The organism is Streptomyces sp. NPDC051963 (genome assembly GCF_044593495.1).
Classification (GTDB): domain Bacteria; phylum Actinomycetota; class Actinomycetes; order Streptomycetales; family Streptomycetaceae; genus Streptomyces.
In genome coordinates this window covers 702,074-728,573 of record NZ_JBIUCC010000006.1, presented here as the reverse complement: position 1 = coordinate 728,573, position 26,500 = coordinate 702,074, and the positions used below count along the sequence as shown (strand labels likewise).

Genomic DNA, 26,500 nt, shown 5'->3' with positions numbered 1-26,500 from the left:
CCGTCACGCCTTTCGATCCCTGATCCTGGCCGCCGCCTTCCGTACGGCCCTGCCGAACTCGCGCCGCAGCCGCCGCAGCACGCTGGGAGGCTGCTTGCGCACCACGCGGACTCCGCCGACACCCGCCCTGAGCGTGAACGGCAGCAGCAGGAAGCGCGGCTCGGCGACGCTCGGGCTGATCGCCACCCGCCAGGTCGTGCCCTTCACGCCGTGGCCGGGCAGGGCGGCCTCCAGCCGTGCTCCGGATCCGTCCGCGGACAGGGTTCCCGGCACATCGACGGCGCCCGTGGCCGCGGCGCCGGCGTCGAGGCGCAGCAGCACGTCCGTGTCACCGGCGACGTACAGCGGCAGCGTCGCCCGGAGCCGCCCGCCGGAGACCGAGACGCCGTCCGTCGGCAGGTCGCCGAGGCCGAGGCGCTTGGTCGCGCGGTCGACGTCCAGCGAGAGGTTGGCGTGCGGATCGGTCCAGTACGGCAGCACCACACGGCCGCCGACGACGCCTGCGGGCGGGGTCGGACCCGTCTCCCGGGAGACCGGGCCGAGCCGGCACTCCTTGGTCCAGCCGCCCAGCCGGACGCGGACGAACGCGTCCCACACACCGCCGGACAGCGGGGCGTCGCCCGTCGCTGTGGTGGGATCCACGGTGCCCGTGGCGCGCAGCACCAGCCGGACGCTCTCGCCTTCCGGGAGCTTTTCGCGGGTGAACTCCACCGGCTGGAAGTACTGGGCGGCACTGGACCGCTCGCGCAGCAGCAGATCGACCCGGGCCTCGCCGAACCGGGCGACGGTGTCCACGCCCACCCACGCGACCGCCTCCGACACGTCCTGCGGCGGCCCCTCCAGCGGCGCGCGGGCCCCGTCGGCGGGCAGCAGCAGCGGCGTCCGGCCGGAGTGGTACTCGGCGGTGAAGTCGATCCGCAGCTTGCCGTCCTGCCAGGCCACGCCCTTCGGCGCGCCCTTCGGTACGACGGCGGCCTCCCATTCGGCGAAGGCCTCGACGTCGGCGTACCGGTCGGCGGCGATCAGCGCGGCGACGACCTGCTGGGTCGCCGGGAGCCCGGCCGCGACACCTGGGCCGAAGCGCTCCACGATGACGCCGCGCATCTCGTCGAACAACTCCTTGCGGTACTCGGCGGGCATCGCCAGCAGCCGGCGTCCGCGCATCCGCTCGACGATCTCCACCCGCAGCCAGCGGCGGTGCAGCCGATCCCGTACCGGCCCCGGCTCGGTGTACTGGTCGACGACATCGAGCGCCTCGCGGAGGTTCTTGAAGTACCCGGCGGGGTCGAAGCGCTGGAAGCCGGCGTTCGAGGCGTCGTCCCGCTTGACGTGGTAGTAGCAGACGTAGTCGCTGAGGACCGAGACGTTGTCCGCGCGCACATACGCCTCGGCGATGAAGACATGGTCCTCAAGCCGTCGCCGACCCTCGGGAAAGCGCAGGCCGATCCGGTCGAGGAAGTCACGGCGGATCATCTTGTGCGGGGTGAGACTGTCGATCAGCGGGGCGTTCTCGACGGTGGCGTGCGGGTGGTTGCGGCGGAAAAGTTCCACCGGGACGCCGCGACCCTTGCCGGCCATCTTTCCGACGACGACGTCGGCGCCGTTGGCCACGCCGTAGTCGTACATCCGCTCCAGGGCCTCGTCGCCCAGGTAGTCGTCGTTGTCGACGAACATCACGAACTCGCCCTTTGCGGCCGCGATGCCGACGTTGCGGGGCTTGCCCGACCAGCCGGAGTTCTCCTGATGGATCACCTGGACCAGGTCCGGGCGGTCGGCGGCGAGTGCGTCGAGGCGGGCCGGGGTCTCGTCGGTGGAGCCGTCGTCGACGAAGATCACCTCGTACTCGTCGGGCGGCAGCGACTGCCTGAGCAGCGAGGCGATGCAGTCCTCGACATACGGCCCGGGGTTGTACACCGGGATGACCACGCTGACTTTGACCGGCATCCGGTTGAAGCCCCCTTAGTTCGCTTCCCGTTTCCACTGTGGCACGGTGAGCGTTGCCCGATGCTAACCCGTTTGCCCGGGTCGACGCCCGCAGGGTCAACCGCGTGGCGCCGATCATCGCGGCTTAGGCTGACGACGTGCGCCTGCTTCTGATGTCCGACACCCATCTCCCCAAGCGTGCCAAGGCGTTGCCCGCGCGGCTGATCGCCGAACTCGCGCACTCCGACGTCGTGTTCCACGCAGGCGACTGGGTCGACGCGGCCACGCTCGACCTGCTGGAGACCCACAGTCGCAGACTGATCGGTGTGTACGGCAACAACGACGGCCCCGATCTGCGGGCCCGGCTCCCCGAGGTCGCCTACGCGGAACTGGGCGGCCTGCGTTTCGGAGCCGTCCATGAGACGGGCCCCGCCCAGGGCAGGGAGGCCCGCTGCGCGGCGCGCTTCCCCGACCTGGACGTGCTGGTCTTCGGCCACAGTCACATCCCGTGGGACACCACCGCCCCGAGCGGCCTGCGCCTGCTCAACCCCGGCTCCCCGACCGACCGGCGACGCCAGCCGCACTGCACCTACATGACGGCGACGGTGACCGACGGCGACCTCCGGGACGTGGAGCTGCACCGGCTGCCGGTGCGCTGAGCCTGCGGGTCTTCGACGCCGTGGGGGGACGCTGCCGCCGAGATCAGGTCCGACCGCGCCCGAGGGCCCGTCGTACGCCCACGACGACCAGCACCACCACGGCCACCGCCCCGACCACCCCGGCTGCCCGCTTGGCGACCGGTACCCCGATCATGCGGAACACGTCCAGTGGCTCGTCCGGGTACTCCTCGGCCTCCTCGGCGCCCGCCGACTCGCCCAGCCGTTCGGAGAGACACGTGGCGAACTGGCCCACGATCCGGTCGCCGACCTCTGCCATGACCCCCCGCCCGAACTGCGCCGGACGTCCGGTGACCGTCAGATCGGTGCGTACCGACACGGCCGTACCGCCGTCGCGTTCACTCAGCGTGCCCGTCACCGTGGCCCGTGCGGTGCCCTGGCCGCGGGTCTCCCGGCCGCTGGCGATCAGGACCATGCGGTGCGCCGACTCGTCCTGTTCCTCGAAGACGGCCGTGCCCTTGTAGGTCACGGTGATCGGACCGACCTTGACCTTCACCGAACCGGTCACGGTCTTGCCGTCGTACTCCTCGACGCTCGCCCCCGGCATGCACGGCGCGACCCGCTCGATGTCGAGGAGCGTCCGCCACGCGTCGTCGACCGAGACGGGCACGGTGAACTCGTGGTGCAGCTCCATGACTTCCTCCTTCACGCTCTCTGCGGATGGATGGCCCCGGCCGTCCCCGCCAGTGGGGCCCCCGTCCCGCCCCACCGCAGCGCGACGATCTCGGCGGCGACGGACACGGCGACCTCCTGGGGCGTACGGGCGCCCAGGTCGAGCCCGACCGGCGAGCGCAGCCGGGACAGCTCGCGCTCGGTGAATCCGGCCTCCGTGAGTCGTTTCGTGCGGTCGTCGTGCGTACGGCGGCTGCCCATCGCCCCGATGTACGCGGCCGGCCGGCGCAGCGCCTCCTGAAGCAGCGGTACGTCGAACTTCGGGTCGTGGGTGAGCACGCAGATCACCGTGCGCTCGTCGGTGTCGGTGGACCGTAGATAGCGGTGCGGCCAGTCCACGATCACCTCCACTCCCGCCGGGAAGCGCTTCGGCGTGGCGAAGACCGGGCGGGCGTCGCAGACGGTGACCCGGTAGCCGAGGAAGTCGCCGATGCGGGCGACCGCCGCCGCGTAGTCGATGGCGCCGAAGACCAGCATCCTCGGGGGTGGGGCGAAGGAGTGCAGGAACACCGTGACGGCGTCCTCGCGCCGCTCCCCGCGCGGGCCGTAGTGGCGCAATCCCGTTGCCCCGAGGGCGAGTTCGCCGCGGGCGTCGGCGGTGACGGCCACGTCCAGGCCCTCGGCGCCCAGCGTGCCGGACACCGTGTCGGGCCAGACGGCGAGCGTGGCCCCGCGCAGCGCGGGCCCGTCGGTCACCGTGGCGACGGTCACCGGGCGGTGCGCGGCGACCGATTCGGCGACCGCGGCGAAGGAGGGGTCCACGGCGGCCGTCACGGGACGCACGAGAAGAGTGATCTCACCGCCACAGGTCAGCCCGACCGCGAACGCGTCCTCGTCGCTGTAACCGAAGGTCTCCAGCCGGGCCTGACCGCTCGCCACGACCTCCTGGGCCAGCTCGAAGACGGCCCCCTCCACACAGCCGCCGGACACACTGCCCACGACCTCGTCGTCCGGGCCCACGGCCATGGCCGCACCGGGATCGCGCGGCGCACTGCGGCTCGTGGCGACGACCGTGGCGAGCCCGAACGGGACCCGTGCCGTGTACCAGCCGTGCAGCACCGGGAGGATGTCACGCATCGTCGGCTCCTTTCACCACCGCCGCCAGCCGCTCCAACGCGGCCACGCTGTGCCCCTCGACGAACGCGTCCACGCTCGGCAGCGCCGCCGCCATCCCGGCGGCCAGTGGTGCGTAACCGGGCCGCGCCTTGCGGGGGTTGGCCCAGATCACCCGATGGGCCAGCCGGTGCAGACGGCGCATCTGGTCCGCGAGCAGCTCCGGGTCGCCGCGCTCCCAGCCGTCCGAGAGCAGGACCACCACCGCGCCGCGCGCCAGCCCGCGCTGTCCCCAGCGGTTCAGGAACTCCCGCAGCAGCTCGCCCAGTCGGGTGCCGCCGCGCCAGTCCGGCACGGCCGCCGCGACCGCGGTCATCGCCAAGTCCGGGTCGCGGTGCGACAGTTCACGGGTGACCTGAGTCAGCCGGGTACCGATCGTGAACACTTCCGTGCGGGTGCCGCGGGCGGCGGCGTGGGCGGCGGCGTGGGCGAAGCGCAGCAGCGCGTCGGCGTACGGCGCCATGGAGCCGCTGACGTCCACCAGCAGCACGACCCGTCGCGGCCGCTCGGCCCGCGCATGCCGCCGCAGCCGTGCGGGCTCCCCGCCGCGCCGCAGCAGCTCCCGTACCGTCCGGTGCGGATCGACCTCCCCGCGCCGGGCCGGCCGCCGACGCGCGGTGCGCCGGGTCTGCCCGCGCAGTGCGAACGCGGCCAGCAGTCGGCGCACCTGCTCGCGCTCCGCGGCGTCCAGCTCGGCGACATCGCGGTGCCGGAGGACCTCGGCGGGGCTGGCCAGGGTGGCGGCGGGCGGTCCCTGCCGACCGTCGGCGCTCCGGCCCCCGACGTGCGCGTCCCGGACGACCAGGCGCAGCCGGGGCGGGGGAGTGGCCCGTACCGTCTCGACGGTGAGCGGGCCGGAGCCGAAGTACGCGGCGAACACCCGCTCGTACCGCTCCAGGTCGTCATGGCCCCCGCACAGTGTCAGCCGCCCCGCCCAGTACACGTCCGCCCGCATCCGGGGCCGCAGTACGTCCACCGATCGCAGGAACGCGTGCAGCCGTTCCGTGCTCGCGTCGACGCCGGCCGCGCGCAGCGCACGGGCGAAGCCGAGGAGGGCGGCGTCCGCGGCGAGCACGGCGCTCACGCCCCTCGTGCGGCGAGCACCGCCGTCAGATCCAGCCCCCGCGCCCGCTCCGCGTCCTCCCGGTACTTCAGCACCGACCCGAGCGTGGCCACCGCCAGTTCGGCGTCCACTTCGGTCGCGCCGAGCGCGTCCAGGGCCTGCGCCCAGTCGATCGTCTCGGCCACGCCCGGCGGTTTGAGCAGGTCCTCGCCGCGCAGCGCCTGCACCAGGGCGGTCACCTGCTCGGCCAGGCGTGCCGACACACCCGGCAACCGCCGTCGCACGATGGCCAGTTCGCGGGCGAAGCCGGGGTGGTCGAACCAGTGGTAGAGGCAGCGCCGCTTGAGTGCGTCGTGCACCTCGCGGGTGCGGTTGGAGGTCAGTACGACGACCGGCGGCCGCTCGGCACGCAATGTGCCCAGCTCGGGAATCGTGACCGAGAACTCGGACAGCAGCTCCAGCAGGAACGCCTCGAACTCGTCGTCCGCGCGGTCGATCTCGTCGACCAGCAGCACCGACGGATGGGTCTCCAGGGCGTGCAGCAGCGGCCGGGCGATCAGGAACCGCCGGTCGTACAGCTCGCCCTCCAGCCGGTCGGCGTCGGTGATCCCGGCCGCCTCCGCGGCCCGCAGGTGAAGCAGCTGGCGCGGGAAGTCCCAGTCGTACAGGGCCTGCGAGGCGTCGATGCCCTCGTGGCACTGCAAGCGGATCAACGGGGCGTCGAGCGCCTCGGCGAGGGCGGACGCGAGCGCGGTCTTGCCGACGCCGGCGTCCCCCTCGCAGAACAGCGGCCGGTGCAGGCGCAGGGCCAGGAAGCAGGCGACGGCAAGTCCCTCGTCGACGAGGTACCCCGTCTCCTCCAGCCGGGCCCGCACCTGCGCCGGGCCGTCGATGTGCGTGATCGGCCCTCACCCCATTCCGGCGGCGGCCAGCACGGCCCGCCTGGTGAGTACGCGTGCGAGATGCGCCCGGTACTCCGGCGAGGCGGATGTGTCCCGCGAGGGCTGGGTGCCTTCGGCCGCCGACTCCGCGGCCCCGGCCACGGCCTGTGGGTCACCCGCACCCGGCAGGGCGTTCTCGGTCGCGGACGCGCGCAGCGGCCTCGAGCCCATGTTGGTCAGACCCACGCGTGCCTCGGCGATCCGCCCGTTGTCTCGGCGCACCAGCGCGGCCACGCCGACGATCGCATAGGCCTGCGCCGACTGGTGGAACTTCTCGTAGTGGAAGCCCCAGCCGTCCGCCTTCGGCAGCCGCACCTCGAGGAGGAGCTCGTCGGGTTCCAGCGCGGACTGGAGGTAGTCGACGAAGAACTCAGCGGCCGGGACGGTCCGCCGGCCCCGCGGACCCTGCGCCACCAGCTCGCCGTCCATCGCCAGCACCACGGCGGGCAGGTCCCCGGCCGGGTCGGCGTGCGCGAGCGAGCCGCCGAGGGTTCCCCGGTGCCGTACGGCGGGATCCGCGACCGTGGCGGTGGCGGCCGCCAACAGTCCCGCGTGCCGGCGGACGAGCGGGTCCCGGACGACGTCGTGGTGGGTGGTCATCGCGCCGATGACGAGGGTGTCCCCGTCCTCGCGCACCCCGCGCAGCTCGGGGATGCGGCCGACGTCGACGACCAGTTCGGGGAAGGCCAGCCTGAGCCGCAGCAGCGGCAGCAGGCTCTGTCCGCCGGCCAGCACCTTCGCGTCCTCGCCCGCGTCGGCGAGCACACGCACCGCCTCGTCGACGCTGCTCGGCCGGGCGTAGTCGAATGCCGGGGGAATCATCGCGCCGCCTCCTCGATCGCTTCCCACACCCGCCGCGGGGAGCAGGGCATCCGCACGTCGCCGACGCCCAGCGGGCGCAGCGCGTCCACGACCGCGTTGACCACGGCCGGCGTCGAGGCGATGGTGCCCGCCTCGCCGACTCCCTTGACGCCCAGGGGGTTCTGCGTCGAGGGCGTCTCCGTGCGGTCGGTCACGAAGTCGGGCAGGTCCGCCGCCGACGGCACGAGGTAGTCGGTCATGGTTCCGGAGACCAGGTTGCCCTCGTCGTCGTACACCGCCTCCTCGTACAGCGCCTGCGCGATGCCCTGGGCGAGTCCGCCGTGCACCTGGCCCTCGACGATCATCGGGTTGACGACCTTGCCGACGTCGTCGACACAGACGTACGACCGGATCCGTGTCTGTCCGGTCTCGGTGTCGATCTCGACGGCGCACAGGTGGGTGCCGTGCGGGTAGGAGAAGTTCTCCGGGTCGACGAGGTGCTCGGCGTTGATGGTGGGCTCCATGCCGTCGGGCAGGTCGTGCGAGGAGAACGTCTCGAAGGCGACCTCCTGGATGGTCTTGCGCGCCTCCGGCGAGCCCTTCACCGAGAAGACGCCGTTCGTGAACTCCAGGTCGTTCTCGCTGGCTTCGAGCAGATGCGCGGCGACCTTCCGGGCCTTGGCCACCACCTTCTCGGCCGCGTGGTGCACGGCGATCCCGCCGACGACCAGCGACCGCGACCCGTAGGTGTCCATGCCCTGCGGGACGGCCCGGGTGTCGCCGTGCACGACCTCGACGTCCTCGAACGGCACGCCCAGCGCGTCGGCGGCGATCTGGCTCCAGCAGGTCGCGTGTCCCTGCCCGTGCGGGCTGGTGCCGGTGACGACCTCGACCTTGCCGGTCGGCAGCATGCGGATGGTGGCCGCCTCCCAGCCGCCGGCCGCGTACCTGAGGTCCCTGAGCACCCGGCTCGGCGCGAGCCCGCACATCTCGGTGTACGTCGACACGCCGATGCCGAGTCGTACGGTGTCGCCGCGTTCGTTGCGGTCCGCCTGCTCGGCGCGCAGCTTGTCGTAGCCGAAGAGCCCGAGCGCCTTCTCGGTCGCAGCCTCGTAGTTGCCGCTGTCGTAGGTGAGACCCGCGACGGAGGTGTACGGGAAGTCCTCGTGCCGGATCCAGTTGCGGCGCCGCAACTCCAGGGGGTCCAGGCCGAGTTCGGCGGCCAGATCGTCCATGATCCGTTCGATGGCGAACGTCGCCTCGGGCCGGCCCGCGCCCCGGTAGGCGTCGGTCGGCGTGCGGGTGGTGAAGACGCCGGTACAGGTGAAGTCGTAGGCGTCCATCTTGTAGATCCCCGGGTACATGAAGGCGCCCAGCAGCGGGGTTCCCGGGGTGATGATCATCAGGTAGGCGCCCATGTCGGCCAGCAGGTCGACCTTCAGGCCGAGCAGCTTGCCGTCGCGGGTGGCGGCGATCTCGATGTCCTGGATCTGACCGCGTCCGTGGTGGGTGGCCAGGTAGTTCTCGGAGCGGGACTCGGTCCACTTCACCGGCCGGCCCAGCTTGCGCGCCACGGTCAGCGCGAGCGCCTCCTCGCCGTACACCTGGAGCTTCGAACCGAAGCCGCCGCCCACGTCGGGGGCGATCACCCGCAGCTTCTGCTCGGGGATGCCGGTGACCATGGCCAGCAGCAGCCGTGCGATGTGCGGGACCTGGGTGGAGGAGTACATCGTGTACTCGCCGGAGGCCGCGATCGGGGTGACGACCACCGCGCGGGGCTCCATCGCGTTGGGGATCAGGCGTTGCTGCGTGTACCGCCGCTTCAGCACGACGTCGGCGCGCTCGCGCACCGCGTCGAAGCTCTCGCCGGTGGCGAGCGGCCAGACGTAGCAGCGGTTGGTGCCCTTGTCGGAGTGGACCAGCGGGGCGCCCTCGGCGAGCGCGGCCTCCAGGTCGAGCACCGGGGGCAGCGGTGTGTAGTCGACCTCGATCGACTCCAGCGCGTCCGCCGCCGTGTACCGGTCCCGTGCCACGACGACCGCGATCGGGTCGCCCGCGTGGCGCACCTCGTCGACCGCCACGGCCGGATGGTCCGGCATGACGATGTCCTCGGTGACCGGCCACACGCACGGCATCGTGCCCATGCCGTCGGCGAGGTCGCGTCCGGTGAACGCGGCGACGACGCCCGGTCGGTCGAGGGCCGCGGAGACGTCGACGCGGTCGAGGCGGGCGTGCGCCATGGGGCTGCGCAGGATCGCCAGGTGAAGCAGGCCGCTGACCTGGATGTTGTCGGTCCAGGTGGTCTGCCCCGTGATCAGGTGGGCGTCCTCCTTGCGGGGACGGGAACGGCCGACCTCGGACTCGGTCGTCCGGTCGGTCATCTGGTCGGTCATGCCGGAACCTCCTGTCCGGAGGCGGCGAGGACCGCGCGCACGATGTTCTGGTAGCCGGTGCACCGGCAGAGGTTGCCCTCCAGGGCCTGGCGTACCTCGTCGGAGGTCGGGCTGGGGTTCTCCCGCAGCAGATCCCGGGCCGCCATGATCATGCCGGGGGTGCAGTAGCCGCACTGCAGGCCGTGCTGCTCGTGGAACGCCTTCTGGAGGTCGGTCCACTCGCCGTCCCGGGCCAGTCCCTGGACCGTGGTCACTTCGCTCCCGTCCGCCTGGACGGCCAGGACCGAGCAGCTCTTGGTGCTCTCCCCGTCCAGGTCGACCGTGCAGGCCCCGCAGTTGGAGGTGTCGCAGCCGATCGGGGTGCCGGTGAGGCCGAGCCGGTCGCGCAGGTAGTGGATCAGCAGCAGACGGGGTTCGACCTCGTCCTCGTACGTCGTGCCGTCCACCTTCACCGAGATGTGAGTCATGTGCCCTCCAGGCCGTGCGGCGGGAGCGAGGGAAGTCAGCGACGGAACGTGATGTAGGTCACTTGATGTACGTCACTCTATGACTGCGCCCTGACGGCGGCGAGTGCTGCGGCGGGCTTCGTTGACGGTTAATCCATTGCCCCGGTGCGCCCGGCTCTGCTGCACTTCATGACACCGACCGCGTCGTCACACAAGGAGCACAGATGCGCACTGCGTGCATGTCCACCCAGGAAGGAATCCCTCCGATGACCAAGGACATGACGCTCAGTGCATTTGCTCAATCTCGGCATTCTGGCGCACGTAGACGCCGGTAAGACCAGCCTGACCGAACGGCTGCTGTACGCCGCCGGAGTCGTCGACGAGATCGGCAGCGTCGACGCCGGCTCCACGCAGACCGACTCCCTCGCGCTGGAGAAGCAGCGCGGGATCACCATCAAGTCCGCCGTCGTCTCGTTCCCTCTGGACGATGTGACGGTCAACCTCATCGACACGCCCGGCCACCCGGACTTCATCGCCGAGGTCGAGCGGGTGCTCGGCGTGCTCGACGGCGCCGTGCTGGTCGTCTCGGCGGTCGAGGGCGTCCAGCCGCAGACCCGCGTCCTGATGCGCACCCTGCGCCGACTGCGCATCCCCACGCTGATCTTCGTCAACAAGATCGACCGGCGTGGAGCGCAGGACGACGGCGTGCTCCGGGCCATCGCCGAGCGGCTCACGGCGGCGGTCGTGCCGATGGGATCGGTGACCGCACTCGGCACCCGTGACGCCCAGGTCACGCCCGGGCTCGCCCCGGCCGCGATCGACGTCCTGACCGACCACGACGACGACCTGCTGTCCGCCTACGTCGAGGACGCGGTCTCGTACGACCGTCTGCGCGCCGTGCTCGCCGACCAGACCCGGCAGGCCCTCGTGCACCCCGTGTACTTCGGGTCCGCCATCACGGGCGCGGGCGTGGACCCGCTCGTCGCAGGTATCAAGGAACTGCTGCCCGCCGCCGAAGGCGATCCGGACGGACCGGTGTCGGGCACCGTCTTCAAGGTCGAGCGTGGCCCGGCGGGGGAGAAGATCGCCTACGCGCGGCTCTTCTCCGGGACCCTCCGTGTCCGCGACCGGATCCATTTCGGCGACGACGGCGGGGAAGAGGGCAGGATCACCGCGATCGGCGTCTTCGAAGAGGGCGCGCACGCCCGTGCCGAGACGGTCCCGGCGGGCCGGATCGCCAAGCTCTGGGGCCTCGACGCTGTCCGGATCGGCGACGCGATCGGGGCACCGCGCAAGGCGTACGACCACTTCTTCGCCCCGCCCACCCTCGAAACGGTCGTCGTCCCCGGCGCGGGCGTGGACAAGCGGTCCCTGCACCTCGCGCTCACCCAACTCGCCGAGCAGGACCCGCTGATCGGCCTCCGTCACGACGAGATCCGGCAGGAGATCTCCGTGTCCCTCTACGGCGAGGTGCAGAAGGAGGTCATCCAGGCCACGCTCGCCGACGACTTCGGCCTGGACGTCACCTTCCGGGAGACGTCGACGATCTGCGTCGAGCGGCCCGTGGGCACGGGAGCGGCGGTCGAGTTCAACAAGAAGGACGCCAACCCGTTCCTCGCGACGGTCGGCCTGCGCGTCGACCCGGCACCGACCGGCTCGGGCGTCGAGTTCCGGCTGGAGGTGGAACTCGGCGCCATGCCGTACGCCTTCTTCAAGGCCGTCGAGGACACCGTGCGCGAGACCCTCGGACAGGGCCTGAACGGCTGGCAGGTCACCGACTGCACGGTCACCATGACCCACTCCGGCTACTCGCCCCGGCAGAGCCACGCCCACCAGGGCTTCGACAAGAGCATGTCCAGCACCGGCGCCGACTTCCGGGGCGTGACGCCGCTGGTCCTGATCGAGGCGCTGCGCCGAGCGGGCACCCAGGTGTACGAGCCCATGCACCGCTTCCGCATCGAGGCACCGGTGGACACCCTGGGGGCGCTGCTCCCGGTGCTGGCCGCGCTGCGGGCGGTACCGCAGACCACCGGCACCCGGGGCGGCACCTGTGTGCTGGAGGGCGCGGTCCCGGCGGGGCGGGTGCATGAGCTGGAGCAGCGGCTGCCGGGGCTCACCCGGGGCGAGGGCGAGCTGGAGAGCGCCTTCGACCACTACGCGCCGATCGCCCGTGGCACGGTCCGGCGGCGGTCGCGCACCGACCACAACCCGCTCAATCGCAAGGAGTATCTGTTGAACGTGACGCGCAGGGTGGGTGGCTGAGCCCGCCCATCGCTCCCATGGTGGTTCCCCATGTGAATTCGCCAAGTGCTGTGTGGTGCAAGGCCATTGCCGTTGCGGACCGATGCCGTTCATGATCTCGGCCACTGCATATCCGGCCCGTACGCCTCAGGGCCCCCACCCCTCACTGGAGATACCCATGGCAGTGTTGCCCTCGCGTGGGCCCGATCCGAAGACCGGGAGGGAGAACTGGCTGGCGCGCCTCGCCCTGCGCTTCACCGCCTTCACCGAGAAGTGGCTGCCCGACGCCCTGGGCTTCGTGCTGGTGGGCACGTTCGCCGTCTTCGCGCTCGGACTCGCCACCGGCGAGAAGCTCACCGGCTCCCCGTCCGACCCGGAGGCGACGACCGGCTTCGGTCTCGTCGACGCGTGGGGCCAGGGCTTCTGGTCCCTGATCACCTTCACCCTTCAGATGGCGATGATCGTGATCGCCGGGTACGCGGTCGCCGTCTCCCCGCCCGTGGGCCGGCTGATCGCGCGGATCGCGCAGGTGCCCGCCACTCCACGCGGCGCCATCGCGTTCACCGCGGCCGTGGCCATGGTCACCTCCTACCTGAACTGGGCGTTCAGCCTGATCTTCACGGCGATCCTGGCCAAGGAGATCGCGCGCCGGGTGGCTGGCGTGGACTACCGGGCGCTCGGCGCGATGGCCTTCCTTGGGCTGGGCACCGTGTGGGCCCAGGGCCTGTCCGGGTCGGCGGCGCTCCAGGTGGCGAGCGCGGAGTCCAGCCCGCCCGCCGTGCAGGAGGTCATCGCCGAGGGACGCGGCAGCGGACTCATCCCGCTGACCGAGACGATCTTCCTGTGGCAGGGAATCGTCGCCACCGCGGTCGTCTTCTGTGTCGGCGTCGGCATGGCCTGGTTCCTGTCGCCCTCTCCGGAGAATGCCAAGACCGCCGAACAGCTCGGCGTGGACCTGGGCCCGGGCGTCGGCCAGGAACGCACGCCGGTGGGGCGCGGCCGGCCCGGGGAGTGGATCGAGTCCAGCCCGTTCTTCGCGATCCTGCTGTTCCTGCTCGGCGTGTGGTACCTGGTGCGCCACTTCGCGGAGGCGGAGGGCAACGCCCTCAACGCGCTCGACCTGAACACCGTCAACCTGATCCTCATCCTGCTGGCGCTCATCCTGCACTGGCGTCCGGTCCGCCTCGCCCAGGCGGTCAAGGAGGGTACGCCCGCGGCCTCCGGCGTACTGCTCCAGTTCCCGCTGTACGGCGGCATCTTCGGGATGATCGCCTTCACCGGATTGAGCAAGACCATCGCCGGCTGGCTGGTGTCGGTGTCGAACCAGTTCTTCTATCCGGCCTTCATCGCCATGTACAGCTGCGTCCTGGGCGTGTTCGTGCCCAGTGGCGGCAGCAAGTGGGTCATCGAGGCGCCCTACGTGATGGACGCGGCCAACCAACTCCAGGTGAACCAGGGGTGGGTGGTCGTGGTGTACGACCTCGGCGAGGCCAGTGCCAACCTCCTCCAGCCGTTCTGGATGCTGCCCACGCTGACCATCCTCGGGCTCAAGGCGCGCGACATCATGGGCTACACGTTCGCCATGTTCCTGGCCTGCTTCCCGGTCGTCCTGATCCTGGTCACGCTGTTCGCGCGCACGTTGCCCTTCCCGTGAGCGACGAACTTACTCCCGGGTCAGTGGTGTTGACGGTGTTCTGAAATCACCGGACTGTAGTGGACATGCCGAATAAACGTGCGCGTGTGCTCGTTGTTCTGGTTCTCCTCTGTGGGTTCCTGTCGGTTGCGGGCGCTCGCCCCGCCACCGCCGCGACCGCCGTCCCCGACTCCCTCTGGTTCGACGACTCCCCGCTCACCGTGCAGAACGGCCGTTTCACCGACGGCCATGGCCGCGAGGTCGTGCTGCGCGGCTACAACGTCTCCGGCGAGACCAAGCTGAAGGAGAAGAACGGCCTGCCCTTCGCGTCGGTCGCCGACGCCCGGAAGTCCGCGACCGCGCTGAGAGCGCTCGGCGGCGGCAACTCGGTCCGCTTCCTGCTGTCCTGGGCGTACGCGGAGCCCGTGCGCGGCCAGGTGGACAGCGCCTACCTGGCCGCCGCCACGGCCCAGATCGGTGCGTTCCTCGATGCCGGGATCCGCGTGTACCCCGACTTCCACCAGGACCTCTACTCCCGCTGGCTCTTCGACTCGGACAGCTGGTACACCGGCGACGGCGCCCCCAAGTGGGCCGTGGACCTCGGTGACTATCCGGACGAGTACTGCGGGATCTGCCCCTTCTGGGGCCAGAACATCACCTCGAACGCGGCCGTGACGGAGTCGACGTACGACTTCTGGCACAACACCTACGGTCTTCAGGACGCCTTCCTCACCACCGCCCAGAAGACGATGACGTACCTCAAGCAGAACCTCACCACCGCCCGGTTCGCGGGCATCGTCGGCTTCGACCCGTACAACGAACCCCATGCGGGCGTCTACGACTCGGGCCAGACCAGCCGGGCCTGGGAGAAGGACGTCCTGTGGCCCTTCTATGTGAAGTTCCGGGCGCGGATGGACGCGGCCGGCTGGCAGGACAAGCCCGCCTTCGTCGAACCGAACCTGTTCTGGAACGCCAACATCGACTTCCAGAAGCAGGAGGGCGGCCTGCTCGACATCGGCACGCTGGGCCCGCGCTTCGTCTACAACACCCATTTCTACGACCAGAAGGCGATCTCCGGGGTCTTCATGTGGGGCAAGGCGGAGGACGGCCAGTACGCGGGTGACTTCGGTACGGTGCGCGACCGGGCCTCCGCCACCGGAACGACCGCGATCGTCAGCGAGTTCGGCCACCCGCTGACCGGTACCGTCTCCGACAAGGCCCCCACGGTCCTCAAGGCGATGTACCAGGCCCTCGACTCCCGGGTGCGGGGGGCGAGTTGGTGGACGAACCCGGCCGGCTCCGGTCCCGTCCTGTCCGGCAGCCAGTGGCAGTGGGACATCTACAACGGCCGCCACCACGAGCTGATGAACGACAACCCCGACAAGGTGCAGACCGAGGGCGACGCCTGGAACGGCGAGGACCTGTCAGCCGTCCGCCTCGACGACTCCGGTACGGCCGTCCTGAGCCAGGACGCACGCCTGCTCGACCGTGTCTACCCGAGCGCCACCTCCGGCACCACCGTCGCCTTCACCTACGAGGACCGTTCCCGCGACGGCTCCACCACCCTCACCTGGAACCCCGTCCCGAGCTCGCTGCCCAACGTCGCGCAGCTGGTCGGGTCGGGGCAGTACAGCCTGCTCGTGTGGCGCTCGGGCAGCGGCTCGGCACCCACCGAACTGCACCTCCCGGCGTCCTTCCCGACCTCGACCACCACCGTCGTGTCCGACCTGGGCACGGCGTACGCCCCGCCGTCGTACACGTCCACGACCCCGATCGCCGCGGCCCCCGAACCCGGCGGCACCGGCAGCCGCCGACTGCTGCTCACCGACACGGACTCCGGTGCGCTGCACTACGCGCTGGTGACCAACGGGTCCACCGCACCCTCCGCGTCCCTCCTGAGTGCCGCCAAGTCCGAACTGGCGGCCTGGGCGGCGCAGAAGGTCGGTTGACCCTCCCCTTACGTCAGGGGGGACGCTGAACCCTGACGAAAGGGCAGGTGAATGAGCTACTCCGTGAGGCAGGTCGCGTCCTTCGCCGGAGTGACGGTGCGCACGCTGCACCACTACGACCGGACGGGCCTGCTCACGCCCAGCACTCGCAGCCGGGCCGGATACCGGCTCTACGACGACGCCGATCTGGCCCGGTTGCAGCAGATCCTCTTCTACCGCGAACTCGGCTTCTCTCTGGACGAGATCACCGCCATCCTCAAGGATCCGCAGGCGAACGCCCTGGAACAGCTGCGCGCCCGGCAACGGCAGTTGAGCGAGGAGATCGCCAGGCTCCAGCGGCTCGCCGAGGTCGCCGAGCGGGCCATCGAGGTCCACCAGACCGGGTTGCCCCTGACCCCCGAGGAACGTTTCGAGGTCTTCGGCGAGATCACCTTCGACCTCAGCTACGCCACCGAGGCACAGCTCAAGTGGGCCGACTCGGCAGGGCAGCGCGAGTCGATGGCACGTGCCGCCGTGCACAGCAAGGAGGACTGGCGGCAGCTGATGGCGCAGGCCGCGGCCTGGCGCGCGGAGCTGCTCGACGCCTTCGACGCGCAGGAGCCCGCTGACGGTGCGCGGGCCATGGACCTCGCCGAGGAGCATCGGCAGCACATCACGCGTTGGTTCACCACCTGCCCGCCGGACATGCACCGGCGTATCGCGGACGACTTCGTGGCCGACCCGCGCGCTTTCGCCCTGGTGGTGCCGCCGTCACAGCAACGGCCCGGCCTCGCCGCGTACTTGGGCAAGGCGGCCCACGCCAATGCGTCGCGCCTGACCGATTCCCCGGAGGAGAGATGAGAATCCTGATCGTCGCGGCCGGATCGCGCGGCGACGTCGCGCCCTACACGGGCCTCGGCGCCGAACTGCTCCGGTCCGGCCACGAGGTGGCGCTCGCCACGACGGACGCCTTCGCCCCGCTGGCGCGGGAGGCCGGGCTGGAGTTCCGTGGCCTCCCGGCCCGGACCTCGCCCATGGGCGGGAGCCGACGTGAACTGATGCGCGCCGCCGCAGAGTTCGTCACCGAGCTCGGCCGGGGTTTCGCAGAGGCGGTGGGCCAGGGCACGGATCTCCTCCTGCTGACGACCACGACGGCGCCACTCGGCTGGCATCTGGCCGAGGCCACCGGCACGCCGGCGATCGGCGCGTACCTCCAGCCCACCGCACCGACCGGCGAATTCCCGCCCGTTGTCACCGGCGCCCGCAGTCTGGGCGGCCTCGGCAACCGCGCGGCCGGACGCTTCGCGCTGCGCATGGCCGACCGCGTCTACGCCCGGGCGGTCGCCGACCTGTGCCGCCGCCTGGGCCGGCCCCCGGTCGCGCCCCACGCGATGCGCCGCCGCCATGAGCTGGCGGACTGGCCCGTGCTCCACGGCTTCAGCACAGCGCTGGTGCCCCGCCCGTCCGACTGGCGGCCGGGCCTCGAAGTCGTCGGCCCCTGGTGGCCGTACCTGGCCCCGGACCGTCGACTGCCCACACGGCTGGAGGAGTTCCTGGCCGCCGGGGAGCGCCCGGTGTTCATCGGCTTCGGCAGCATGGCCGCCGGCCACGGCGAACGGCTGAGCGACATCGCCGTGGGGGCGCTTCGAAGGGCCGGGCTGCGCGGGATCCTCCAGACCGGTGGCGCGGGGCTCGCGGCCGACGGCGACGACGTCCTGACGGTCGGCGACCTGCCCCATGCGCTGCTGTTCCCGCGCGTCGCCGCCGTGGTCCACCATGCCGGGGCCGGCACCACGGCGGCCGGGCTGCGCGCCGGGGTGCCGGCGGTGCCGGTGCCGGTGACGGCGGACCAGCCGTTCTGGGCCCGGCGCCTCACCGCCCTCGGTGCCGCCGCCGCGCCCATCCCCTTCGGCGCTCTGACCACCGCGCGGCTCGCGGACGCGCTCGATCGTGTCGTGAAGGAGCAGTCCTGCTCCCGCGCCGCCGCGACCGCCGCCCGGCACATGGCGACCGAGGACGGAGCGGGGCAGGTGCTCAAGGCCGTGCAGCGGGTGACAGGGTGAGCCACCCCGGAGCGAGCGCCTGCATGCCGGGGCGCAGGACATGGGAGGGAGTCGTAGGAGATGGGAAGGAGTCGTAGGATCGCCCACCGCTGACGGGCACATCTCCGGGGGAGACGACGTTGCAACGACCCGACGACCGCCGGGCAGCCGTTCCGCGCTTCGCGACCGAACTCGTCGCCTGGGTGGCCACGCCCTGGGCGCTGGCCGGGTACTCCTGGCTCCTCGCGGCGCTGTCCGTGGTCGTGCTGATCGGTCTGCCGACCGTCTTCACCACACCAGGGGACAAGGCCCACGGGATCGTGCCGGTGCCCGGGCCGGTCACGATCCTGCTGGTGCTGCTCCAACTGGCCGCCGCCGTGGTCTGCGCATGGCTGGCCTGGCCCGTGTGGGCGGCGGTCGTGGTGTCGCTGCTGGCCGCCACCACCCTGGTCACGGAACGCCCGCGGTGGCGGTGGCTGGTGTCCCGGCACCGCGCCACCGCCTGAACCGCTCCGGTCTCAGCCGGAGGTTCCCGTCCAGTCCGCGGCCACCCGGCCCAGCCGGACCCGCTGCGGATGGTCGCCGACCGGCACCGACACCGTCTTCCGGCCGGTGGCGAAGTCGATGGCCGTGACCTGGTCGGAGCCGCTCTCGGAGACCACGCAGGCCTTGCCGTCGCCGCTGACCGTGGCCCAGTACGGCTTGGCGGCCGTGACGAGCGGGCCCTCCTGGAGCGTCGAGCGGTCGACCACCGTCGCGTAGTCGTCCATCGTGCCCGCGACGCACAGTTTGCTGCCGTCGGGGCTCATCGAAATGCCGTGGTGGCGTGAGTCGTTGACGAACGTGGTGCGGTCGTCACTGGTCGCCGGGTTCTTCGGCAGCGTCTTCGTACGGGTGATCCTGTCCGTCGCGATGTCGTACTCGAAGAAGCCGTTGAAGAACGAGACCTGGAAGTACAGCTTGGACTCGTCGGGCGAGAACACGGCGGGCCGGACGGCGTCGGAGTAGTCGGTGAGGCCGATCGCGTCCAGCCGCTGCCGCATGTCGATGACCTTGACCTGCTGGTACGTGGTCGCGTCGACGACCGTGATGTAACGGTTGCCCTTCGTCCAGTCCAGCCATGGCGCGTCGGTCGCGGTGTTCACATCGCCGATGCCCATGTTCCAGAGGTGCTTGCCGTCCTTGGTGAAGATGTTCTCGTGCGGCTTGTCGGCCGTGGCGATCGAACCGAGCTGTTTGCCGGTGGCTATGTCCAGCACATGCACGGTGTTGGAGGTCGAGGCCGACACGGCGACGCGCTTGCCGTCGGGGGAGACCGCCATGTGGTCGGAGCGGTAACCCGACACGGGGAAGCGCCAGTTGATGTCTCCGGTGGCCAGGTCGATCGAGACTACGTCGGCGAAGCTCGGGCGGGAGACGACCACCGACGTGCCGTCCGGGGTGGTGTACATGTCGTCCACGAACTGGTCGTGGCCCTCGCCGACGCCGTTGCGGATGGCCATGAAGTAGATCCACTTGATCGGATCCGCGTTGATCTGCGCCATCCGTTCGTCCTTGTCGGGGATGACGTTGATCCTGCCGATCTTCGCGAGGTCGCCGGAGGACTTGATGACGTCGGCGGTGCCGTCCCAGTTGTTGCCGACGAACAGCACCTCGCGCAGGGCGGCGGCATCGGTGGCCGCGGTGGCGGCGGTTGCGGCGGTCGCGGGGGCGGCGACGGTCAGGACGAGGGCGGCGGCCATGGAGCAAAGGTGCCTGGGTCTGAAGACAGGCATGGGTGCTCTCTCCTCTGGATGGCGGGTGTCGTGAGTGGGACATGCCAAGGTGGAGTGCCGAATCTGAACAGAGGCGATTTCAGAGTGGGCTTACTGAAAAGTAAGGAGCGGGTGTCCTTTCCGGCAAGACCGCGTACACGACAAGATTGGCTGTCGGGTGGACGAGGGAACGGGAGGGCACCGTGGCGGGCAGGCTCAGGGCGCCGACCGGCCGGTACGGAGGCAAGACCGCCGAGGAGCGGCAGGCCGATCGCCGGCGCCGCTTTCTGGACGCCGCGCTCCAGCTGTTCGGCGACACACCCGGCTACCGGTCCACGACCGTCGCCGCACTCAGCGAGGCCGCCGGGCTCTCGACCCGCCAGTTCTACGAGGAGTTCCGCGCCCTCGAGGATGTGCTGGCGGCCCTCCATCTCCAGGTCAACGACTGGGCCGAGGAGGCCGTGCTGGCCGCGGTGGCCGAGGCGGACGGCCTTCCGCTCACCGACCGGGCCACCGCGATCTTCCGCGCCTACGCCGCCAACGTCACCGCCGATCCACGCCGCATCCGCATCACCTTCGTCGAGATCATCGGCGTCAGCCCGCGGCTGGAACACCAGCGGCTGGCCCGCCGCGCCCGCTGGGTCGACCTGGTCTGCGCCGAGGCGCAGGCCGCCGTCACCCGAGGCGAAGCGGCCCCCCGCGACTACCGGATCGCCGCCACGGCCTTCATCGGCAGCGTCAACGGCCTGCTCCACGACTGGAGCGCCGGGTGGGTGGACGCCACCCTGGAAGAGGCGGTGGACGAACTGGTCCGGCAACTCCTGGGGATTCTGCGACCGGCAGGGTGGGAGGAAGGGGAGGGCGAGCCGATCTGCGGCTGAGCCGATGTGCCCCGCCCCGTCAGTTGCCTGGCTGGTTCACCCAGTCGGGACCGGTGCGACTCCGTCCTTGTCGCGGATTCGGCCCCCCAGGGTCCCGCGGGCGTGTCGATGCTGAGGCCGGGCAGTGCAGGGCGGTCCGCGTTGATGTGCCCTGGCGTTCAGTCGCCCAGCCGGTTCAGCGCAGCCAGGACCGGTGCGATCCCGTCCTCGTTGCGGATCCGGACGCCCAGCGCCCGTGCCCGTTGCGCGTACCCGGGACCCTGGGTGGCCCGCGGCGGCGTGTCGATGCTGAGGCCGGGCAGTGCAGGGCGGTCCGCGTTGATGTGCCCTGGCGTTCAGTCGCCCAGCCGGTTCAGCGCAGCCAGGACCGGTGCGATCCCGTCCTCGGCGCGGATCCGGACGCCCAGCGCCCGTGCCCGTTGCGCGTACCCGGGACCCTGGGTGGCGCGGGTCAGTGCCGAGGCCAGCGTGTCGATGCTGAGGTGGCGCAGGGGGACGGCCTGCGGGGCCACGCCCAGGGTTACCAGGCGGGCCGCCCAGAAGCCCTCGTCGAACTGGATGGGTACGGGCACGGCTGGTACCCCGGCGCGCAGCCCGGCTGCGGTGGTGCCGGCGCCCGTGTGGTGGACGACGGCGGCCATGCGTGGGAAGAGCGCGGAGTGCGGGACCTCGTCGATGGTGAGCATGTCGTCGCCGGTGGCCCCGAGGCCGCCCCAGCCGCGCTGGATGACGCCGCGCAGTCCGGCCCGGCGCAGGGCGCCCACGATGGTCGTGCTGAGCTGTTCGGGATCGGGCACGGTTGCGCTGCCCAGGCCGACGAAGACCGGTGGTGGGCCCGCGTCCAGGAAGTCCCGTAGCTGCTGCGGGAGTTGGGTCTTCGGGTCGTACGGCCACCAGTAGCCCGCCACTTCCAGCCCTGTACGCCAGTCGCGCGGCCGGGTGACCACCAGCGGGCTGAAGCCGTGCTGGACCGGCCATCCCTGCCGCTCCCGGCGCCGCAGCCCCGCCGTCGCCCGGGCGCGTGGCAGCCCCAGTCGGGCCCCTACCTCGGGGACGGTCGAGGCGAAGATGTGTTCCACGGCCAGGCTCACGCCGTGTCCGGCGATGCGGTTGCCGACCGCACCCCAGGAACCGCCGCCGAGCACGGCGGGCGCGAACTCCCGCGTGGCGGCGACCGGTTGGAGGTAGACGCCCATGCTCGGCAGCGACAGACCCTCTGCGACGGTGTGCCCGAGCGGAGCCAACGAGCTGGACAGCAAAAGCACATCGCTTGCCCGAGCGGCCGCGACGAGGTCGTCCGTCATCCGCCCGACCAGCGCCCGCGCCATGGCGACGACCCGCGCGAGCTTGCCGACGCCGGTCGCGCTGCGATGCAGCCCCCGCCCGCGCGAGGACTCCAACTCCGCCCGGGGGTCCAGCGGAAGGGGGATGAAAACCGAGCCCCGCCCCCGCCACCAGCGGCTCGAAGCAGCCGTGGGTGACCAGGGTGACCTCATGCCCGGCCTGCGAAAGCCCGTGCCCGAGGCCGGTGTAGGGGGCCACGTCGCCCCGGGAGCCCGCTGTCATGATCGCTACGCGCACGTCCGCCAGTGTTCCGCCGGGACGGGACCGCGCGCAATCCCACCCCCGCACGTGTCACAGCCGTTGACTTCCGTCCCCGGCGGCTCTAATTTCAGCGCGCCGTCTCGTTCGGATAACCGATCCTTGTTCGATATCTCGGCAAAGGAGCCGCATGTTCCGCACCCTTGTCCTGCGTACGGTCGCCTTACTGGCGGCCGTGGCAGCCGTACTCCTCGTCGCAAACCCGAGTGCGCCCCTCAAGGCGGCCCCCGCCGCCGTGGCGACCCGTCAGATACCCGTGCCCACCGCCCCGATGGGCTGGGCCTCCTGGAACAGCTTCGCCGCGGTGATCGACTACAACGTGATCAAGCGGCAGGTCGACGCGTTCGTCGCCGCCGGTCTGCCGGAAGCCGGCTACAAGTACATCAACCTCGACGAAGGCTGGTGGCAGGGCACGCGCGACAGCGCGGGCAACATCACCATCGACGAGGCCGAGTGGCCGGGCGGCATGAGTGCCATCACCGACTACATCCACAGCAAGGGCCTGAAGGCGGGTATCTACACCGACGCCGGCAAGGACGGGTGCGGCTACTACTACCCGACGGGCCGTCCCGCCGCGCCGGGTTCGGGCAGCGAGGGCCACTACGAGCAGGACATGCTCCAGTTCTCGAAGTGGGGCTTCGACTTCGTCAAGGTCGACTGGTGCGGCGGCGACGCCGAGGGGCTCGACGCACCGTCGACGTACCGGGCCATCAGCGACGCGGTCACCAAGGCCGCCGCCACCACGGGCCGTCCGCTCACCCTCTCCATCTGCAACTGGGGCAAGCAGAATCCGTGGAACTGGGCGCCGGGCATGGCCCCGATGTGGCGTACCAGCACCGACATCATCTTCTGGGGCAACAACCCGTCGATGACGAATTTGCTGTCCAACTTCGACCAGACCCTGCACCCCACGGCCCAGCACACCGGCTACTACAACGACCCCGACATGCTGATGGTCGGCATGGACGGCTTCACCGCCGCCCAGAACCGCACCCATATGAACCTGTGGGCGATCTCCGGCGCCCCGCTCCTCGCCGGCAACAACCTCGCGACGATGACCACCGAGACCGCGAACATCCTCAAGAACCCCGAGGTCATCGCCGTGGACCAGGACCCGCGCGGTCTCCAGGGCGTCGAGGTCGCCGAGGACACCACGGGAGCGCAGGTCTACGGCAAGGTCCTGTCCGGCACCGGCAACCGCGCCGTCGTCCTGCTCAACCGCACCTCCGCCGCGCGCAACATCACCGTCCGCTGGAGCGACCTCGGCCTGGCGAACGCCTCCGCGACCGTCCGTGACCTGTGGGCGCGGCAGAACGTGGGGTCGTCCGCCACCGGCTACACGGCCAGCGTCCCGGCGGGCGGCTCGGTGATGCTCACGGTCACCGGCGGCACGGAGGCGACGGGCAGCACGTACGCGCCCGCCACCACGGGACGCTTCACCGGCGTGACCGCGGCGAACACGGGCGTGAAGGTCGTGGACGTCTCCTACACCAACAACACCTCCGCGACCCGCACGGCGACCCTCCAGGTCAACGGGCAGACCAGCACCACGGTCGCCTTCCCGCCGACCGGATCCACCGCGGGCACCGTCTCCGTCCAGGTCTCCCTCGCCAAGGGCTCCGCCAACACGCTCACCTTCACGGGCGGGCCCACGGTCGAGGGCATCGCGGTGCGGCCCCTGTCGGGAACGAACGGCTCACTCGTCGTCGGCACCCAGTCGTCCCGCTGCCTGGACATCAACAACAGCACGATCACCAACGGCACCCAGGCCGAGCTGTGGGACTGCAACGGCGGCCGCAACCAGTCCTGGACGTACACCTCGCGCAAGGAGCTCGTGGTGTACGGCAACAAGTGCCTGGACGCCTACAACCTCGGCACGACCAACGGCACCAAGGTCGCGATCTGGGACTGCAACGGCCAGGCCAACCAGCAGTGGAACGTGAACAGTGACGGCACGATCACCAATGTCAACGCGGGTCTGTGCCTCGACGCCTACAACGCGGGCACGGCCAACCGCACCCCGCTCGTGCTGTGGTCCTGCGGCAGTGGCACCAACCAGAAGTGGACGCTGACGTAGCGACTGCGGGCATCGCTCGGTCCCGCCGGCCGCGAGGTCGGGCGGGACCGAGCGGCTCCCGGCCTCGACGTGCTCGGCCTCACCTGTGGCGCTTTGCGCGCGTGATGTGGTCCGGCTTCGCGGCGAGCCGGCGGGAGCGTGCCGCTCGGAGCACCGTCCGCAGCAGAACGGCGGACGCCCGCACGCCCGCTGCGGAAACCGGCAGTCGCCGCCGAGGGGGGTGCGGGCCGGGCCGTCCCAGCCCGGCCCGGGCAGAGAAGGTCCAGTTCAGCCGGGTGGTGATCTCGACCCTCGGAAGCCTCCTGGCTACTCGTCCCATGCCTGGATCATGGTCTGCTGGACGATCTTGCCGTCGCGCAGCGAGACCATCGACTCGGAGAGGACCCGGACCCCGTCCGAGTACTCGCAGGATTCGCTGAACGCGACGTCGTCGCCCTGGACGACGCATCGATCCAGCTTATGGGCCTTGATGTCACGGCTGTACACGTCGGTGAGCATCTCGGCGATTTCGTCCCGGCCGTGCAGGACCTTTGGGTGGCTCGGCTGTGTGTTGCGGTCCACGATCCGCAGCTCGGCGTCGTCCGCGTAGAGCGAGAGCAGCGGCTGTTCATTGTGTCCTTCGATGGCCTGGCGCAGTGTGTTGCTGTCGAACGTGCCCATCGTTGACCTCCTTCGAAGGCCGCGGCCCGACGAGGAGCGGGCCGAAAGAGGCCTCCCTTCCGAGACTCCTCCGACCCGCTGGGCCGGGCAAGCGCAGCCGGGGCCCGCGGGCCTTGACATCGCTGCCCCCGGCTCGCAGCATGCGCATATAGTGGATCAACTTTCACACGGCGAACACAGAGGTCGGCAGCATGCCCATCACCCGTGAACTGTTCATCGGCGGCAAGGACGTGCCCGCCGCCTCCGGTCGTACCACCGAGGACCTCAATCCGTACACGGGTGGGGTGTACGCGACGGTCGCAGCCGCGGGCCCCGAGGATGTCCGCCGGGCCGTGGACGCAGCCGACGCGGCGTTCGAGGAGTGGGCGGCCCTCGCGCCCTTCGCGCGCCGGGCGATCTTCCTGAAGGCGGCCGACCTGCTGGACGCACGGGGTGATCAGGTCGCCGAGCTGATGGCGAACGAGGCGGGCGGCACCCGCCCCTGGGCGTACTTCAACGTGGCCCTCGCGGCCAACATGCTGCGTGAGGCGGCGGCCGCCGTCACCGCGCCGCGCGGCGAGGTGCTGAGCGCCCAGGAGCAGGGCGCGTTGGGTCTGGCGGTCCGTGAACCGCTGGGTGTGGTCGCCGCGTTCGCCCCGTGGAACGCTCCCGTCATCCTCGGTGCACGAGCCGTCGCGGCGCCGCTCGCCGCGGGCAACACCGTGGTGGTCAAGGCGAGCGAGGACGCGCCGATCGCCTGCGCGCTGCTGGTCGCCGACGTACTGCGCGAGGCCGGACTCCCGGACGGCGTGCTGAACGTCATCACCAACGCCCGTGAGGACGCCGCCGAGATCGCCGAGGCGTTGATCGCGGACGAGCGGGTGCGGGGGGTGAACTTCACCGGCTCCACCGGCGTGGGCCGCATCATCGGCGAGCACGCCGCCCGTCATCTCAAGCCCGCCGTCCTGGAGCTGGGCGGCAAGAACGCGGTGATCGTGCTCGACGACGCGGACGTGGAGTACGCCGTCAACGCCGCCGTGTTCAGCGTCTTCATGAACGCCGGGCAGATCTGTATGTCCGGAGACCGCATCCTCGTCCACGAATCGCTCGCCGAGGAGTTCACCGAGCGATTCACGGCGAAGGTGGCCTCACTCCCGTCCGGTGACCCGGGCGACCCGCACACCGTGGTCGGCCCGCTGGTCGCCGCGTCGTCCGCGCAGCGCGTGGCCGGCCTGGTGCGGGACGCCGTCGCCAAGGGGGCGAAGGTCCTCGTCGGCGGCGGTGAGCCGGAGGGAGCGGTGCACCCGGCGACCGTCCTCACGGAGGTTCCGAAGGGCGCCGACCTCTACCACGCCGAGGCCTTCGGACCGGTGTGCGTGGTGCAGTCGTTCGCCGACGACGCCACCGCGGTCACCCTCGCCAACGACACGGAGAACGGCCTGACCTGCGGCATCATCACCGAGAACGCCACCCACGGGCTGGCCGTCGCCCGCTGGATCCGCACCGGGATCGTGCACGTCAACGACCAGTCGGTGGCCGACGAACCGCACGCCCCGTTCGGTGGGGCGAATGCCTCCGGATACGGCCGGTTCGGCGGCCGCTGGGGCATCGAGGCCTTCTCCAACACCCGCTGGGTGACCATCGCCACCCAGCAGGCCCACTACCCCTTCTGAG

At 71.0% G+C, this 26,500-nt stretch carries 20 protein-coding genes and 1 pseudogene; 10 read left to right on the top strand and 11 right to left on the bottom strand.

From position 1 onward, the window contains the following. Window positions 1-3: 3 nt before the first annotated feature. Window positions 4-1,944: a glycosyltransferase family 2 protein gene (locus ACIHFB_RS27765; protein WP_400128236.1), complete on the bottom strand. Its 1,941-nt coding sequence runs from the start codon at window positions 1,942-1,944 to the stop codon at window positions 4-6. A gap of 137 nt (window positions 1,945-2,081) precedes the next feature. Here ACIHFB_RS27765 and ACIHFB_RS27760 point away from each other — a divergent pair, with 137 nt between their 5' ends. Then, entirely contained in the window at window positions 2,082-2,582 is a 501-nt protein-coding gene (locus ACIHFB_RS27760) for a metallophosphoesterase family protein (RefSeq protein WP_400128235.1), read from the top strand. Between the two features lie 43 nt (window positions 2,583-2,625). Here ACIHFB_RS27760 and ACIHFB_RS27755 read toward each other — a convergent pair whose 3' ends face one another. Genes ACIHFB_RS27755 through ACIHFB_RS27725 form a run of 7 tightly spaced genes read right to left on the bottom strand, consistent with a single transcriptional unit; the run spans window position 2,626 to window position 10,050 of the window. Further along, window positions 2,626-3,234 (bottom strand): SRPBCC family protein, encoded by a 609-nt coding sequence (locus ACIHFB_RS27755; protein WP_400128234.1) that lies wholly within the window; start codon window positions 3,232-3,234, stop codon window positions 2,626-2,628. A gap of 11 nt (window positions 3,235-3,245) precedes the next feature. Continuing rightward, complete coding sequence (locus tag ACIHFB_RS27750) at window positions 3,246-4,349, bottom strand: XdhC family protein (RefSeq protein ID WP_400128233.1); 1,104 nt, start codon at window positions 4,347-4,349, stop codon at window positions 3,246-3,248. After that, a complete protein-coding gene (locus ACIHFB_RS27745) occupies window positions 4,342-5,469 on the bottom strand; it encodes a VWA domain-containing protein (protein ID WP_400128232.1) in 1,128 nt (375 codons plus the stop codon). The genes ACIHFB_RS27750 and ACIHFB_RS27745 overlap by 8 nt, the downstream gene beginning before the upstream one ends. Continuing rightward, window positions 5,466-6,350, bottom strand: a complete 885-nt coding sequence (locus ACIHFB_RS27740; RefSeq protein ID WP_365282971.1) for a MoxR family ATPase — start codon at window positions 6,348-6,350, stop codon at window positions 5,466-5,468. Before ACIHFB_RS27740 ends, ACIHFB_RS27745 begins: the two co-directional genes overlap by 4 nt. 6 nt (window positions 6,351-6,356) lie before the next feature. Further along, window positions 6,357-7,211, bottom strand: coding sequence for an FAD binding domain-containing protein (locus tag ACIHFB_RS27735; RefSeq protein ID WP_400128231.1), 855 nt, complete (start codon window positions 7,209-7,211; stop codon window positions 6,357-6,359). Beyond that, on the bottom strand, window positions 7,208-9,583 hold the full coding sequence (locus tag ACIHFB_RS27730) for a xanthine dehydrogenase family protein molybdopterin-binding subunit (RefSeq protein ID WP_365282729.1): 2,376 nt from the start codon (window positions 9,581-9,583) through the stop codon (window positions 7,208-7,210). The genes ACIHFB_RS27735 and ACIHFB_RS27730 overlap by 4 nt, the downstream gene beginning before the upstream one ends. Then, window positions 9,580-10,050, bottom strand: a complete 471-nt coding sequence (locus tag ACIHFB_RS27725; RefSeq protein ID WP_365282730.1) for a (2Fe-2S)-binding protein — start codon at window positions 10,048-10,050, stop codon at window positions 9,580-9,582. The genes ACIHFB_RS27730 and ACIHFB_RS27725 overlap by 4 nt, the downstream gene beginning before the upstream one ends. A gap of 267 nt (window positions 10,051-10,317) precedes the next feature. Between ACIHFB_RS27725 and ACIHFB_RS27720 the strand changes: the two genes are divergently transcribed. From ACIHFB_RS27720 to ACIHFB_RS27695, 6 genes are all read left to right on the top strand, one after another. Beyond that, window positions 10,318-12,291: a GTP-binding protein gene (locus ACIHFB_RS27720; protein ID WP_400128230.1), complete on the top strand. Its 1,974-nt coding sequence runs from the start codon at window positions 10,318-10,320 to the stop codon at window positions 12,289-12,291. Window positions 12,292-12,448: 157 nt separating this feature from the next. Further along, window positions 12,449-13,924, top strand: coding sequence for a TIGR00366 family protein (locus tag ACIHFB_RS27715; protein WP_365282732.1), 1,476 nt, complete (start codon window positions 12,449-12,451; stop codon window positions 13,922-13,924). Window positions 13,925-13,989: 65 nt separating this feature from the next. Next, window positions 13,990-15,852 (top strand): cellulase family glycosylhydrolase, encoded by a 1,863-nt coding sequence (locus ACIHFB_RS27710; protein WP_365282733.1) that lies wholly within the window; start codon window positions 13,990-13,992, stop codon window positions 15,850-15,852. Window positions 15,853-15,903: 51 nt separating this feature from the next. After that, the gene (locus ACIHFB_RS27705; RefSeq protein ID WP_365282734.1) at window positions 15,904-16,692 is read left to right on the top strand and encodes a MerR family transcriptional regulator; all 789 of its coding nucleotides are present in this window, start codon (window positions 15,904-15,906) and stop codon (window positions 16,690-16,692) included. Then, a complete protein-coding gene (locus tag ACIHFB_RS27700) occupies window positions 16,689-17,894 on the top strand; it encodes a glycosyltransferase (RefSeq protein ID WP_365282735.1) in 1,206 nt (401 codons plus the stop codon). The genes ACIHFB_RS27705 and ACIHFB_RS27700 overlap by 4 nt, the downstream gene beginning before the upstream one ends. A gap of 119 nt (window positions 17,895-18,013) precedes the next feature. After that, window positions 18,014-18,379: a hypothetical protein gene (locus ACIHFB_RS27695; protein WP_365282736.1), complete on the top strand. Its 366-nt coding sequence runs from the start codon at window positions 18,014-18,016 to the stop codon at window positions 18,377-18,379. A 12-nt stretch (window positions 18,380-18,391) separates the two neighbouring features. On the opposite strand, the gene ACIHFB_RS27690 is transcribed toward ACIHFB_RS27695, so the two are convergent. After that, window positions 18,392-19,648 (bottom strand): YncE family protein, encoded by a 1,257-nt coding sequence (locus ACIHFB_RS27690; RefSeq protein ID WP_365282737.1) that lies wholly within the window; start codon window positions 19,646-19,648, stop codon window positions 18,392-18,394. A 182-nt stretch (window positions 19,649-19,830) separates the two neighbouring features. Between ACIHFB_RS27690 and ACIHFB_RS27685 the strand changes: the two genes are divergently transcribed. Then, complete coding sequence (locus ACIHFB_RS27685; RefSeq protein WP_365282738.1) at window positions 19,831-20,508, top strand: TetR/AcrR family transcriptional regulator; 678 nt, start codon at window positions 19,831-19,833, stop codon at window positions 20,506-20,508. Between the two features lie 335 nt (window positions 20,509-20,843). On the opposite strand, the pseudogene ACIHFB_RS27680 reads toward ACIHFB_RS27685, so the two are convergent. Continuing rightward, window positions 20,844-22,074: pseudogene (locus tag ACIHFB_RS27680) on the bottom strand (glycosyltransferase). A 166-nt stretch (window positions 22,075-22,240) separates the two neighbouring features. On the opposite strand from ACIHFB_RS27680, the gene ACIHFB_RS27675 reads away from it, so the two are divergent. Then, window positions 22,241-24,187, top strand: coding sequence for an RICIN domain-containing protein (locus ACIHFB_RS27675; protein WP_400128229.1), 1,947 nt, complete (start codon window positions 22,241-22,243; stop codon window positions 24,185-24,187). A gap of 306 nt (window positions 24,188-24,493) precedes the next feature. On the opposite strand, the gene ACIHFB_RS27670 is transcribed toward ACIHFB_RS27675, so the two are convergent. Further along, the gene (locus tag ACIHFB_RS27670; RefSeq protein WP_365282740.1) at window positions 24,494-24,847 is read right to left on the bottom strand and encodes a nuclear transport factor 2 family protein; all 354 of its coding nucleotides are present in this window, start codon (window positions 24,845-24,847) and stop codon (window positions 24,494-24,496) included. Between the two features lie 191 nt (window positions 24,848-25,038). Here ACIHFB_RS27670 and ACIHFB_RS27665 point away from each other — a divergent pair, with 191 nt between their 5' ends. Further along, window positions 25,039-26,499, top strand: a complete 1,461-nt coding sequence (locus ACIHFB_RS27665; RefSeq protein WP_400128228.1) for an aldehyde dehydrogenase family protein — start codon at window positions 25,039-25,041, stop codon at window positions 26,497-26,499. Window position 26,500: the final 1 nt, after the last annotated feature.

What these genes read in the sequence shown, in the direction of transcription:
- ACIHFB_RS27765 (WP_400128236.1), bottom strand. Translation starts at nt 1,944, where the DNA reads ATGCCGGTCAAAGTCAGCGTGGTCATCCCGGTGTACAACCCCGGGCCG.
- ACIHFB_RS27755 (WP_400128234.1), bottom strand. Translation starts at nt 3,234, where the DNA reads ATGGAGCTGCACCACGAGTTCACCGTGCCCGTCTCGGTCGACGACGCG.
- ACIHFB_RS27750 (WP_400128233.1), bottom strand. Translation starts at nt 4,349, where the DNA reads ATGCGTGACATCCTCCCGGTGCTGCACGGCTGGTACACGGCACGGGTC.
- ACIHFB_RS27735 (WP_400128231.1), bottom strand. Translation starts at nt 7,211, where the DNA reads ATGATTCCCCCGGCATTCGACTACGCCCGGCCGAGCAGCGTCGACGAG.
- ACIHFB_RS27730 (WP_365282729.1), bottom strand. Translation starts at nt 9,583, where the DNA reads ATGACCGACCAGATGACCGACCGGACGACCGAGTCCGAGGTCGGCCGT.
- ACIHFB_RS27725 (WP_365282730.1), bottom strand. Translation starts at nt 10,050, where the DNA reads ATGACTCACATCTCGGTGAAGGTGGACGGCACGACGTACGAGGACGAG.
- ACIHFB_RS27715 (WP_365282732.1), top strand. Translation starts at nt 12,449, where the DNA reads ATGGCAGTGTTGCCCTCGCGTGGGCCCGATCCGAAGACCGGGAGGGAG.
- ACIHFB_RS27710 (WP_365282733.1), top strand. Translation starts at nt 13,990, where the DNA reads ATGCCGAATAAACGTGCGCGTGTGCTCGTTGTTCTGGTTCTCCTCTGT.
- ACIHFB_RS27705 (WP_365282734.1), top strand. Translation starts at nt 15,904, where the DNA reads ATGAGCTACTCCGTGAGGCAGGTCGCGTCCTTCGCCGGAGTGACGGTG.
- ACIHFB_RS27700 (WP_365282735.1), top strand. Translation starts at nt 16,689, where the DNA reads ATGAGAATCCTGATCGTCGCGGCCGGATCGCGCGGCGACGTCGCGCCC.
- ACIHFB_RS27690 (WP_365282737.1), bottom strand. Translation starts at nt 19,648, where the DNA reads ATGCCTGTCTTCAGACCCAGGCACCTTTGCTCCATGGCCGCCGCCCTC.
- ACIHFB_RS27675 (WP_400128229.1), top strand. Translation starts at nt 22,241, where the DNA reads ATGTTCCGCACCCTTGTCCTGCGTACGGTCGCCTTACTGGCGGCCGTG.
- ACIHFB_RS27670 (WP_365282740.1), bottom strand. Translation starts at nt 24,847, where the DNA reads ATGGGCACGTTCGACAGCAACACACTGCGCCAGGCCATCGAAGGACAC.
- ACIHFB_RS27665 (WP_400128228.1), top strand. Translation starts at nt 25,039, where the DNA reads ATGCCCATCACCCGTGAACTGTTCATCGGCGGCAAGGACGTGCCCGCC.